Origin of the sequence: Streptomyces sp. C1-1 (genome assembly GCF_050214755.1) — a bacterium.
Taxonomy (GTDB): Bacteria; Actinomycetota; Actinomycetes; order Streptomycetales; family Streptomycetaceae; genus Streptomyces.
Genome location: NZ_CP189826.1, coordinates 211,058 through 223,089, shown reverse-complemented (window position 1 = coordinate 223,089; position 12,032 = coordinate 211,058). Strand labels below are relative to the sequence as shown.

The 12,032-nt window shown below is 72.5% G+C and carries 10 protein-coding genes; 9 read left to right on the top strand and 1 reads right to left on the bottom strand.

Annotated elements, in window-relative coordinates; translation table 11 throughout:
* The first annotated feature begins 25 nt into the window (after nt 1-25).
* Genes ACQF4J_RS01085 through ACQF4J_RS01075 form a run of 3 tightly spaced genes read left to right on the top strand, consistent with a single transcriptional unit; the run spans nt 26 to nt 3,151 of the window.
* Nucleotides 26-1,711: an AMP-binding protein gene (locus ACQF4J_RS01085; RefSeq protein WP_351801597.1), complete on the top strand. Its 1,686-nt coding sequence runs from the start codon at nt 26-28 to the stop codon at nt 1,709-1,711.
* Nucleotides 1,708-2,940, top strand: coding sequence for a cytochrome P450 (locus tag ACQF4J_RS01080; protein WP_351573150.1), 1,233 nt, complete (start codon nt 1,708-1,710; stop codon nt 2,938-2,940). The genes ACQF4J_RS01085 and ACQF4J_RS01080 overlap by 4 nt, the downstream gene beginning before the upstream one ends.
* Nucleotides 2,941-2,956: 16 nt before the next feature.
* A complete protein-coding gene (locus ACQF4J_RS01075) occupies nt 2,957-3,151 on the top strand; it encodes a ferredoxin (protein ID WP_351573147.1) in 195 nt (64 codons plus the stop codon).
* A 91-nt stretch (nt 3,152-3,242) separates the two neighbouring features.
* On the opposite strand, the gene ACQF4J_RS01070 is transcribed toward ACQF4J_RS01075, so the two are convergent.
* On the bottom strand, nt 3,243-3,869 hold the full coding sequence (locus ACQF4J_RS01070) for a 2OG-Fe(II) oxygenase (RefSeq protein WP_351573144.1): 627 nt from the start codon (nt 3,867-3,869) through the stop codon (nt 3,243-3,245).
* 234 nt (nt 3,870-4,103) lie between these two features.
* Here ACQF4J_RS01070 and ACQF4J_RS01065 point away from each other — a divergent pair, with 234 nt between their 5' ends.
* From ACQF4J_RS01065 to ACQF4J_RS01040, 6 genes are read left to right on the top strand one after another with little or no spacing between them, the layout of a single operon-like run.
* Nucleotides 4,104-4,760, top strand: a complete 657-nt coding sequence (locus ACQF4J_RS01065) for a prolyl hydroxylase family protein (protein WP_427164208.1) — start codon at nt 4,104-4,106, stop codon at nt 4,758-4,760.
* A gap of 47 nt (nt 4,761-4,807) precedes the next feature.
* Nucleotides 4,808-6,172, top strand: coding sequence for a B12-binding domain-containing radical SAM protein (locus ACQF4J_RS01060; RefSeq protein WP_427164207.1), 1,365 nt, complete (start codon nt 4,808-4,810; stop codon nt 6,170-6,172).
* Nucleotides 6,173-6,186: 14 nt separating this feature from the next.
* Nucleotides 6,187-7,293 (top strand): aminotransferase class I/II-fold pyridoxal phosphate-dependent enzyme, encoded by a 1,107-nt coding sequence (locus ACQF4J_RS01055; protein ID WP_427164204.1) that lies wholly within the window; start codon nt 6,187-6,189, stop codon nt 7,291-7,293.
* The gene (locus tag ACQF4J_RS01050) at nt 7,290-8,024 is read left to right on the top strand and encodes a tyrosine-protein phosphatase (RefSeq protein ID WP_427164203.1); all 735 of its coding nucleotides are present in this window, start codon (nt 7,290-7,292) and stop codon (nt 8,022-8,024) included. Before ACQF4J_RS01055 ends, ACQF4J_RS01050 begins: the two co-directional genes overlap by 4 nt.
* A gap of 11 nt (nt 8,025-8,035) precedes the next feature.
* Complete coding sequence (locus ACQF4J_RS01045) at nt 8,036-8,677, top strand: prolyl hydroxylase family protein (RefSeq protein ID WP_427164202.1); 642 nt, start codon at nt 8,036-8,038, stop codon at nt 8,675-8,677.
* A complete protein-coding gene (locus tag ACQF4J_RS01040) occupies nt 8,674-11,916 on the top strand; it encodes an MFS transporter (protein WP_427164201.1) in 3,243 nt (1,080 codons plus the stop codon). Before ACQF4J_RS01045 ends, ACQF4J_RS01040 begins: the two co-directional genes overlap by 4 nt.
* Nucleotides 11,917-12,032 lie beyond the last annotated feature (116 nt).

The following is a 12,032-nucleotide window of genomic DNA, read 5'->3' as shown; positions in this document are numbered from 1 at the left end:
CCGCGAGAAAGGAAGGTGACAGGGCGTGAGTTCATTCCGTCCCGAGGATCCCGGCCTCCCGAGGATTCCGCCGGATCGCGCGCGGGAGTACCGCGACCGCGGGTGGTGGCGTCCCGAGCGGGTCGACCGGCTGGTGCTGCGGCACGTGGACGAGGACCCCGAGAAGGAGGCCGTGCGCGGGCCCGGCGGTCGGCTGACCCGGCGCGAGCTGGCCGACGCGGTCGCCGGCGCCGCCGCCCGGCTGTCCGCCCTGGGGATCGCGCGCGGGGACCGTGTCCTGGTCCAGCTCCCCAACGACCTGGAGCTGATCGTCCTGCCGCTGGCGCTGATGCGGCTGGGCGCCCACCCGGTCATGGCGGTGCCCACACTGCGCCGCCGCGAGCTGCTGGCGGCCGTGGCGGCCACCCGGCCCACGGCCGTGGCCGTACCGCGCCGCTGGCAGCGCTTCGACCATGTCGCGCTGGCGAGGGAACTGCAGGAGAGCTGTCCGGGCATCCGGCACATCCTGGTCGCCGACCGCACCTCGGACGCCGTTCCCGAAGACACCGAGGACCTGGTCGAGCTGTGCCGTCCGGACCCCGGGGCCAGGCCCCTGCCCGACCTGGGGCCGCCGCTGGCCGACGAGCCCGCCGTCTTCCTGCTGTCCAGCGGGACCACCGGCCCGCCGAAGGCGATCGCTCGCGCCCACGAGGGCTACGGCTACATGATCCGCACGGCCGCCCGGTGGGCCGGGCTGACGCCGGACACGGTGTACCTCGCCGTCATGTCGGGGGCGCACGGGTTCGTCCTCAACTGCCCCGGCATGTTCGGCGCCCTGGCCTTCGGCGGCCGGGTGGTCCTGGGCTCGCCGGGAGATCCCGGGGCGGCGCTCGACCTCATCGACCGGGAGGGGGTGACGCACACGACGCTGGTGCCCGCGCTGGTCACCCAGTGGCTCAGCGAGGTCGGGCAGCGGGGCCGCGGGCCGACGTCGCTCCGGGTGCTCCAGGCCGGCGGCGCCCGTCTGGAGCCCGCCCCGGCGGCCGAGGCGCACAAGCTGCTCGGCTGCACGGTGCAGCAGTGCTACGGCATGAGCGAAGGGCTGCTGACCTACACCGCGCTGGACGATCCCGGTGACGTCATCGCCCACACCCAGGGGCGGCCGGCCTCACCGGGCGACGAGATCCGCATCGTGGCCGAGGACGGCACCGAGGTGGCGCCCGGCGAGGTGGGAGAAGTGCTGACCAGGGGCCCGTACACGGTCGCCGGGTACTACGCGGCACCGGAGGCCGACGCGCGCGCCTTCACCGACGACGGCTTCTACCGCACCGGCGACCTGGCACGCCTGCACCCGTCGGGCGGGCTGGTGGTGGAGGGCCGGATCGGTGACGTCATCAACCGCGGCGGGGAGAAGATCTCCGCTGGGGAGATCGAATCGCTGCTCGCTGAGCACCCCTTGCTGCGGGCGGTCGCGGCGGTCGCGATGCCGCACCCGGTGTGGGGGCACACGGTCTGCGTCTTCGCCGTCCCCTGCGACCCGCAGAAGCAGCCGACGCTGCTCGGCCTGCGCCGCTTCCTCACCGAGCACGGAATCGCCACGTACAAACTGCCCGAGGGATTAAGGGTGGTGGACGCCCTCCCGATGATCGGCGTCGGCAAGATCAACCGGGTCGCGCTCCGCGCGGCGGCAGCGGACCGGCAGGCCCGAGAGGAACGGGAACCCATCCCATGACCGAGACGCTCGACCACGACATTCCGTCGTTCCCGATGGCCCGCGCGTGCCCCATGCACCCGCCCGCCGAGTACCGGGAGCTGCGCGGGCGGGAGCCGGTCAGCCGGGTCCGGATGCCCGACGGCCAGGTGGCCTGGCTGGTCACCAAGCACGAGCTGGCCCGCAAGCTGCTCGCCGACCCGCGGGTCAGCGCCGACCGCCTGCACCCGGCGTTCCCGGGACGGCTGACCGCCGAGCAGCGCGCGGCAACCGAGCGCGTGCGCCGGCTCAGCACCCGGCGGTCCATGATCCACCTGGACGGGGCCGAGCACGGGGCCCACCGCAAGATCCTGACCGGCGAGTTCTCGCTGCGCCGGATCGCCTCGCTGCGCCCGCGCGTCCAGGAGATCGTCGACCGGAGCATCGACGAGATGCTGGCCGCGCCGCAGCCGGCCGACCTCGTCGAGCACGTGTCGCAGGCGGTGCCGTCGCTGGTGATCTGCGAGCTGCTGGGCGTGCCCCACGAGCAGCGCCGCGACTTCCATGAGTGGGCGGGCCTGCTGGTCAGCCGGTCCGTCTCGATACGGGAGCGCGCCGTGGCCTCCGACGCGCTCAACGACTTCCTGGAGGACCTCGTCACCGAGAAGGAGCGGGGCGAACCCACCGACGACCTGATCGGCCGGCTCATCGCGCGCAACCGGCAGACCCCGGTGATGACGCACGACGAGATCGTGGGCACCGCCGTCATGCTGCTGATCGCCGGGCACCAGACGACCGCGAACATGATCTCGCTGGGCATGGTGGCGCTGCTGGAGAACCCGGAGCACAAGGCGCGGATCGCGGCCGACCCCTCGCTGCTGCCTCCGGCGATCGAGGAGATGCTGCGCTACTTCAGCGTCGTGGAGAACGCGCCCGCCCGGGTCGCCACCGAGGACATCGAGATCGGCGGCGTGACCATCCGCAAGAACGAGGGCATCGTCGTGTCGGGCCTGGCCGCCGACTGGGACGACGAGGTCTTCGAGCACCCGGACCGGCTCGACTTCGAGCGCGGCGCGCGCCACCACGTCGCCTTCGGGTACGGCGTCCACCAGTGCCTCGGGCAGAACCTGGCCCGGGTGGAGCTGGAGGTCGTGTTCGAGACGCTGCTGCGCCGGGTGCCGGGCCTGTCGCTGGCCGTGCCGGCCGAGGAGCTGCCGTACAAGGACGACGCCGGGATCTACGGCATCTACCGGGTGCCGGTGAACTGCTGAGGAGAGGGGCACGCCCGTGCACATCACCGCGGACAGGGAGCGGTGCGTCGGCGCCGCCCAGTGCGTCCTGGCGGCGCCCGCCGTCTTCGACCAGGACGAGGAGGGGCTGGTCGCACCGCTGACGGTGGATCCGGCCGGGTCGGACGGGCCGGCCGTCCGCCAGGCGGTCCACCTGTGCCCGTCGTCGGCCATCCGGATCGACGAGGAGTGACCGGGAGGAGCGAGGGGATCCACCGACGGAAGCCGCCGTCCGAGACAGCTCGGGCGGCGGCTTCCGTCGGTGTCCGGCCGGGGTTCGCCGGCTACTCGAAGAAGGCTAGGGCGACCGACCGCCGCACCAGGCCCCGCCCCTCGCTGACCGGCGCCATCTGGTGCCAGGACGCGGGCGATGCCGAGTAGAACCAGGCGGTGCCTCCCGTCGGAGGCATGGTCGAGGCGGGGCCGGCCGACCTGTCCGGGCCGGACCAGTATTCCTGTTCTCCGCCGCCGTCGGCCGGCCAGTGCTCGTTGGTGTGCAGTGCCAGAGCGAGTCTCTTGTGCTGTTTGCCGGCGCTGAGGTCCTCGAAGTCGCCGTCGTAGTGGTGGTAGATCTCGGCCCGGCGGTGGAGCCCGGTGGTGTCCACCCCGGTCTCGCGGCGGAGCCAGTCGGTGAACTGGTCGGACAGCAGGTCGGTGACCAGTTCACGCCAGGGCGCCGCCAGGGGGATGCCATCGGGGGTGAGGCCGGTCTTGTTGTCGGAGAACGGCAGGACGGACGAGCGGTAGCGGCGCCGTACGTCACCGGTCGAGGTGTCGATCCGCTGGAACAGGCCGGCGTCCGGCGCGGTGGCGCCGAGGGCGGCCAGGTCGCGCGCGGAGAGCAGACCGGCGCCGCGGAAGTGCCGGAAGGGGTGTTCCCACGTTTCGAGCCGGACGTCCAGGTTGATCAAGACTCGCACCTCTCAGCGGCCGGCGTGTGCACCGGTTCGGGTATCAGGACTGCCCCGCCAGTGTCACCGTCCCGCTTGCCGTGCGATGGCGCGCCGGTTTGCGAAGACCTTGCCGATCCCCGGCAGCGGCCGGGCAGCGAACCGACAAGGGGTCGGCAGGGGCCCGCGGTCAGGCTGTGGCCAGGTCGGGCCCCGGCCGTCCCGGGACCCCCGCATCGACCCCAAGGAGGCACCGTGGTGCTGACGCTCGACTCGGCGCTGGAGGAACGTACACAGCCGTTCCAGCTCTTCCGCGGCCGTGACCTGCTCGACGACGGGCAACTGAAGGAGTTGCTCGCCACCATGCCGACCGCCGACGTCGCGAAGATCGCGGTCGAGGACCCGAAGCACGAGAAGCAGTACCGGATGAACCTCGTGGACCTCATCGTCCTCGAAAAGGAAGCCCCGGTCTTCCCTCGCCTGCCCGCGATCTGGCGCGACCTCGTGGAGGACCTGCGCGGCGCCGAGTTCACCGCCTGGCTGGGGAAGTCGACCGGGATCGAACTGGCCGGCCTGCAGCGCAGCATCGGCCTCTACACCCACCGCAACGGCGACTACCTGTCGGTGCACAAGGACAAGCCGACCAAGGCGATCACCGTGATCCTCTACCTGAACCGTGACTGGCCGGTCGAGGCGGGCGGGCAGTTCCAGATCTTCGCGTCCCCCAAGGCGGGTCCGACGGAGGAGATCAGCCCGGTCGGCGGCCAGCTCCTCGCGTTCCCGCCCACCGACAAGTCGTGGCACGCGGTCTCGAAGATCGAGCACCCGGAGCGGACCGAGCGGATCACGGTCCAGATCGAGTACTGGCTGACCACCGGGCTCGCCGGCTCCGCGTACCGGCCGCAGAACTGACCGTCCGGCGCCCGGCGCCCACCGTGCCGGAACCGAAAGGACCTCCCATGGGAAAGATCGTGGACGAGCCCGGGAAGATCCTCGTGATCTGGCCCCCGCAGGTGCTCAGCTACTTCAACGCGGGGCACCACCTCGCGCTCTACCAGGTCGCCGGTCACCTGCGCGCCGCCTACCCCGGCGCGCAGGTGACCGCGATCGACGCCAGTGTCGAGCGGCTGACGTGGAAGGACCTCGGCAGCAGGCTCTTCCAGGAGCGGTACGACGTGATCGCCGTGATGAACGAGTTCGACGGCATCGACGGGTTCCGCCGGTTCGTCTCCTACGCCAGGGCGCTGAACCCGGACGCCCCGATCGTCACGTTCGGCAGGCTGTCCGGGGTCAACCCCCGCTTCTTCGAGCGCTTCGACATCGACGCGATCGTAGAGAACGGCGACTTCGAGTCCGGCGTCGGCGCCGCGATCGAGACCTTCCGGGGCCGTGCTTCGGACGCGGCGGGGGTGCACCTGCGGCGCGACGGCTCCTGGGCCGCTCCCAAGCGCCGCGGTGACCTGCTCCCGGCGCAGGACTGGTACCTGCCGACGCCCGACGAGATCCCGTACGCGCACTACGACGCCCTCTACTTCGACGACGCCAACAAGTTCTGCGGCATCCCGCGCCGCCGCGAACTGGTCGTACCGGCGGCTCGCGGGTGCCCGGTCGGCTGCTCCTACTGCGAGGTGCCGCTGATCTACACGCGGAAGGAACGGCGGCTCACGGTCGAGCGGACGCTCCGGTACATCGAGGAGTCGTTCGCCGCGGCGCCGTTCGAGTACGTGGCGTTCTACGCGCCGACCTTCACGCTGGACAAGAAGTGGATGGAGGAGCTCTGCCGGGAGCTGACCGGCCGGGGGTCCCCCTACCCGTGGAAGTGCGCGACGACGGTCCACCACCTCAGCGAGGGGATGATCCGGTCGATGGGGGCGGCCGGCTGCGTCCGGATCAGCGTCGGTCTGGAGACGCTCGACCCGCAGGAGGGCGCGTTGCTGCCCCGGCCGAAGCAGAAGTCCGCGATGGACCTCGACCGGCTCTCGGCCTGGTGCAAGGAATCGGGCATCGAGCTGAACTGCTTCGTCATCGTCGGGCTGCCGGGCACCACGATCGAGGGTGCCGAGCGGACCATCGAGGCCGTCCAGGAGCGCGGCGCACGGGCCCGGCCGACCGTGTACGCCCCCTGGGAGCTCGCGGGCCCGGACCTCCTTGACCACGAGATGGCCGCGTTCAACCGGCAGCTGTTCGTGCCGGGCACCCACGCGCTGACCGACGACGAGCTGGCCCGCGGCTACGACATCGTCTTCGGCAACCAGCCGGACGTCACGCAGGTGTTCGAGAACATCCCCGCCCGCGCCGCCGACCCGGCCCTGCGTCCGGTATGAAAGACGAGACGCTCGTGACCGCGCGGGAAGGGGCGCCTTCCCCCTTCCTGCGGGAGAGCGCCGGCCGGTTCCGCAACCGGCGTGTCCGGGTCCCCGACGAGATCAACCTCAAGAACTGCGGGCTGCTGGACAGCCGGGCGGCGGCGGTGCACCGGGCCACGCTGGCGGAGTTCGATCCGAACGACGTGCTGACCTACCCCATCCTCCAGCCGGTCTACGGCATGCTGGCCGACCGGTTCGGGGTGGACACCGACTCCCTCGTCCTGACCGCAGGCAGCGATCCCGGGCTGAACCTGCTGACCCGGGCGTTCCCGGAGGTGTCGCGGATCGTCCTGCACCAGCCGAACTTCGACGGCTGGGCGAAGTTCGCGGCGATCTCGGGCTGTGTCCTCGACCCCGTGGACCCGGACCCCGGAACCGGGCTGTTCGACGTCCGTGACCTCGCGCGTCGGCTGCGCGCGGGTGCGCCGGCGTTCGTCGTCGTCACCACCCCGCACAGCTTCACCGGGCAGGTGCACGGAAGGGAGGAGCTGGCCGAGCTGGCCGACGCGGTGGCGGAGCACGGCAGTCTGCTGGTCGTGGACACCGCCTACCTGGCGTTCACCGAGGGCGGCGAGGAGCTGGTGCGCGGGCTCGCCGGTCTGCGGCACGTCGTCCGCGTCAACACGTTCTCCAAGTGCTACGGCCTGTCGGGCGCCCGGATCGCGGTGACGGTCGCGCACCCGGCGACCGCCCGGCACCTGTTCGATCTCGACCCGGAGGGCTCGGTCTCCGCTCCGGCGGTCGCGCTGCTGCGGCGTTCGCTGGAGGAGCAGGCCGTCTTCACCGGGATCTGGGCCGACGTGCGGCGGCTGCGGGAGCGGTTCGCGGCCGAGGTCGAGCGCGCGGTGCCCGGCTGGCACGCCCGGCCGAGCGGCGGGAACTTCGTGACCTGGGACGTCCCCGACCCGGCGGCCGCCGGGGCCGCGAGGCGGCACCTCCTGGAGCGGGGGATCGTCGTACGGGACCTGTCCGGCGCGCCGGGGCTGCCGGCCGCCGTCCGTATCGCGGTCGCGAACGAGGCCGTCGTCCGTCGGGTTGTCGCCGCCCTGGGCGACCGGTACCGCGAAGGGGTGGCATGAACACCCGAAGGATCATGGTCCCGGGCCTGCCCAACGTGCGCGATCTGGGCGGGCTGCGCGGTCCCGGCGGGGGGTACCTGCGGCGGGGGCTCCTCGTCCGGGGGCCGGCGCCGTCTCCGGAGACGGCGCCGGCGCTCGGCGGCCTGGGCATCCGTACCGTCGTCGACCTGCGCCTGGAGGAGGAACGCCGGCAGTACCGGGGGCCCGAGTGCACCGGCGCGAGAGTGCTGCCCCGGCCCGTGGCCGGCGACATGAGCCGCATCCGGGGCAACGTGCGGCCCCTGCCCAGCGACTACCTCGCGAACTACCGCGACATGCTGGCCAGGGCGGCGCCGGTCGCGGCGGAGATCGTGGGCCTGCTCGCCGACGGGGCGGAGGTCCCCGTCTACATCTGCTGCGCGATGGGCAAGGACCGCACCGGCGTCGTCAGCGCCCTGGTCCTGCGGGCGCTCGGGGTGCGGACGGCGGACGTCGCCCGGGACTACGCCCTGACCGCCCGCGCCTACCGCGCCCTGCGCAGCGGTGACGCCCGCCCGAACTGGACCCGCGAGGACACCCTCGCCCAGCTGCGGCTGCGGACCTCCACGCCGGCGGCGACGATGCGCTCGCTGATCGCCGGGATCGAAGCCGAACACGGCAGCGTCGCCCGGCTGCTCACGCTCCACGGCCTCCGGGAGGAGATCCGGCTGCGCACGGTCGCCGGCGCGTTCACCCACCCCGTCCACCTGTGAGGAATGAAGACGTGTCCCTCGTCGACATCGAGACCATCAGCCGGGCCGAGCTGGAACAGGACCCGTTCGGCCACGCCGTGATCCCTCGCTCGTTCGTCACGGACGCCGTCGCCGAGAACCTGCGCGGCGAGTTCAGCGACATCGGCTTCGAGGAGTCCGAGCGCACGGACCTGAACCGGTCCGACAAGCAGTACCGGATGTTCAACCGCAACCTCGTCACTGCCGGCGCGGTCGACGAGGACCAGGTGCGCACGCTCCCGGCGAACTGGCGGCAGTTCGTCGCGGACGTCGTCTCCCAGCCCTACCGCGAGGCGCTGTCCGCGCTCACCGGCGTGGACCTGGAGCGGTGCCTGGTCGAGGCCCGTATGACCCGCTACGCCCGGGGCTGCTGGATCGAGCCGCACACCGACCGCCCGGACAAGGCGGTGACCCACCTCTTCTACTTCAACGACGGGTGGGACCCGGAGTGGAGCGGTGACCTGCGGCTGCTGCGCAGCGCCGACATGGACGACTGCGCGAAGCGGGTGGCGCCGACCACCGGGACGTCTGTCGTGCTCGTCCGCTCGGACCGGTCGTGGCACGGCGTCCCGCCGGTCGCCAACACCTGCCCCGTGGACCGGCGGGCACTGCTCGTGCACTTCGTCCGCCCGTGACCCCGTCGAGAACGGCGCTCGTGATCGGCCGGGGGCGGGAGACGCCCGGGAAACGCACCTACCTGGTGGCGCTGACCGTCGACTGTGTGGGCAACGGCCTGTGGGCGCCGGTCGCGCTGATCTTCTTCACCCGGGGGCAGCACCTCTCCCTGGCGCACGTCGGTGCCGCGCTGACGGTCGGCGGGCTCCTCGGCCTCCTTGCGGGACCGGTGAACGGCCTGCTGGTGGACCGGTGGGGTCCGGCGAACGGGGCGGCCCTGAGCTATGCCGTGCGCACCGGGGTGTTCGCGCTGTTCCCCTTCGTCTCCGCCACGTGGCAGGTTGGCGCGCTCGCCGTCGTCGCGGCCGCCGCGGAACGGCTGTTCTGGACGGCCAGCACACCGCTGCTGGCCCGGCTGGTCCCGGCCGAGGCGCTCCTCGGCGTGCTGAGCACGGCGAGCGTGCTGAAGGTCAGCGGGTGGGCGGCGGGCGGCGCGATCGGCGCGACCGCCGGGGGCCTGCTGATCGACAGCGGTACGGGACTGCACCTGATCGCGTACGCCAACGGCCTCACCTACGCGGCGGCCATGGGGCTGGTGCTCACGGTGCGCCGGCACGTCCGGCCCTCCCCGGCGGCCGAGGCTTTGGCCGACGGGCGGGCGTGGCGGTGGCGCGACCTGCGGGACGACCCCGGCTTCCTGCGGCTGTGCCTGCTGACGCTGTTGCTGGCGTTCGTCTCCGACTGCCTGACGACGATGCTCCCGGTGGTCGCCATCGTGGTGCTGGGGCAGCCGTCGTGGCTACCGGGGGTGGTCGTCGCCGTCGCCTGCGTGTCGATGGCCGTGGCCCGGCGGCCCGCGGTCGCCTACGCGCGGCGCGTCTCCGCCCCGCCGGCGCTGCGACTGGCGGCCTGCTTCTTCACCCTGGCGGTCCTCGTCATGGCGCCGTCCGGCTGGGCGGGGCCGGCCACCACCGCGGTCGTCCTCAGTACGGCCCTGATCGGCACGCTCGGCGACGCGCTGTTCGCCCCCGTCGTCACGACGACGGCGAACGCCGCCGCGCCGCCCGGACTGGAGGGCCGCTACAACGCGACCTTCCAGACGTCCTTCGGGATCGCGGGCGCCGTCGCCCCGGCGGCCGGGACGGCGCTGCTGGCCCACGGGAACACCGTGCTGTGGCTCGGCCTGGCCGTCGTCTGCGCGGGGACGGCCCTGTCGGTCGGGTTCCTCACGCGGCCCACCCGACCGGTGGCGGCGCCCGCATCCGCGCCGCTGCGGCGGATCGTCGTCGGCGGGATCTCCGGCGCGGGCAAGACGACGCTGGCCGCCGCCCTCGCCGGAGCGCTGGACATCCGGCACATCGAGATGGACGCGCTCTACCACGGGCCCGGCTGGACCCACAGGGCGGAGTTCGCGGACGACGTGGAGCGCGCCACGCGGGCACCGGCGTGGATCTGCGACGCCCAGTACCACTGGGTCGTCGGCGACCTGCTCGGCGAGCGCGCCGACACGTTCGTCTGGCTCGACCTGCCCCGCCGGACCGTCATGAGCCGCGTGCTGCGGCGCTCGGTGGTCCGGGCCGCAACCGGCCGCGAGTTGTGGCACGGCAACCGGGAGACCTGGCGGTCGATGCTGCGCAACCCGCGCCACCCGCTGCGCTGGGCCTGGTCCCAGCACGCCACCCGGCGGGCCGAGACGGCCGCTTTCCTCGGCCTGCACCCCGGCCTCACCGTCGTACATCTGACCAGTGCGAGGGAAGCGCGGCAGTGGCTGCGTTCGATTCCGCACCGGACCCTCACGCCCGACCCCTCACCACTCAGCGCAGGAGGTACCCCCATGCAGGAACGTCAACGAGAACCTGCCCCTCCGGGCGAGCCGCTGCTCGAGATCCACGGCGGGAGCCGGATCTCCGGTTCCGTCCGGACCTCCGGGTTCAAGCACTCCCTGGTCACCATCGCGGCCGCCGCGGCCACCGCGAGCGCGCCGGTGCGCATCGGGAACTGCCCGGACATCGTCGAGACCACTGTGCTGGGCGAGATCTTCCGCGCCACGGGCGCACAGGCGCACTACGACGGGCCGACCGAGACGTTCACCCTCGACGCGTCCACCTGGGACTGTGCGGAGCTGCCCGCCGATCTCGTCGGCCGGATCCACGGTTCGCTCTACCTGCTGCCCGCTCTCATCTCCCGCAACGGCGCTGCCCGGCTGCCCGCGAGCGGCGGCTGCGTGATCGGCGAAGGACCCCGCGGGAGGCCCGTCGAGCACCTTCTGAACGTGGTGGAGCGGTTCGGGGCCACCACCCGGCTCACCGCCGACGGATCCGTGGAGCTCACCGCGAAGCGGTTGACGCCGTGCACCATCGACCTGCTCGACTACACGCGCAACAAAGCGCTCGTGAGCGGGCCGTGCTACAGCAGTGCGGCCAAGACCGCACTGCTGATGGGCGCGGTCACCCACGGGACGACCACGCTGCACCACCCCTACCTCAAGCCCGACGTGACCGATATGGTCACCGTGCTCAGCGAACTCGGCGCCGACATCGAGATCGCCGGGCCCGAAACGTGGGTGATCCACGGTCGCGGCCCGGAGGCGCTCAGCCGTCCCGTCGACCTCACGCTGATCCCCGACCTGATCGAAGTGGTCACCTGGATCTGCGCCGGCGTCGTACTGGCGGACGAACCGCTTCGGATCACCGGCCCGGGGATCGACCGCGCGGTCCGCGCGCTCGCGCCCGAGTTCGACGTGCTGGACCGCATGGGAGTCCGCGTCGACGTCGGCACCGACGAGGTGACCGTGCACCCGTTGACGAAGCCGTTGCGGCCCGTGGACTTCACCGCCGCGTCGCGAGGCGTGTTCAGCGACAGCCAGCCCTTCCTGGCCCTGCTGGCGGCGTACGCCGAAGGCCCCACCTACATCACGGAAGCCGTCTGGGAGCACCGTTTCGGCTTCGTCCCGGAGCTTGCGGCACTCGGCATGCGGACCGCGGTCGACGACCCGGTGCTGCGCGTCGACGGCCCATGTCCGCCGCACCGGCCCGGCAACGACCTCTACGCCACCGACCTGCGCGCCGCCGCGGTTCTGCTTCTCGCCGCTCTGGCGGTACCGGGCCGGACCTCGCTGCGCAACCACCACCACCTCGACCGCGGCTACCGCGACCTCGTCGCGGACCTGGTGAAGCTGGGCGCCGACATCCGGCACACGACCGCACCGGACGTCCTTCCGAAGCTCCCGGCGCGTGCCGGTGCCGACCCGGCGGCCTGACCACCGGGACGGATCGGCACTGCCCTCTCGCGGCGGGGAACAGTAGGGAGGTCCTGGGCGCGCTCGCCACCATCGACGGTCCTGGCGAGCGCGTCCAGGAGCTTCAGCATGATCGA

Excerpts from the sequence above, each read along its gene's own strand:
- ACQF4J_RS01050 (WP_427164203.1), top strand. The coding sequence starts at position 7,290 with ATGAACACCCGAAGGATCATGGTCCCGGGCCTGCCCAACGTGCGCGAT.
- ACQF4J_RS01060 (WP_427164207.1), top strand. The coding sequence starts at position 4,808 with ATGGGAAAGATCGTGGACGAGCCCGGGAAGATCCTCGTGATCTGGCCC.
- ACQF4J_RS01080 (WP_351573150.1), top strand. The coding sequence starts at position 1,708 with ATGACCGAGACGCTCGACCACGACATTCCGTCGTTCCCGATGGCCCGC.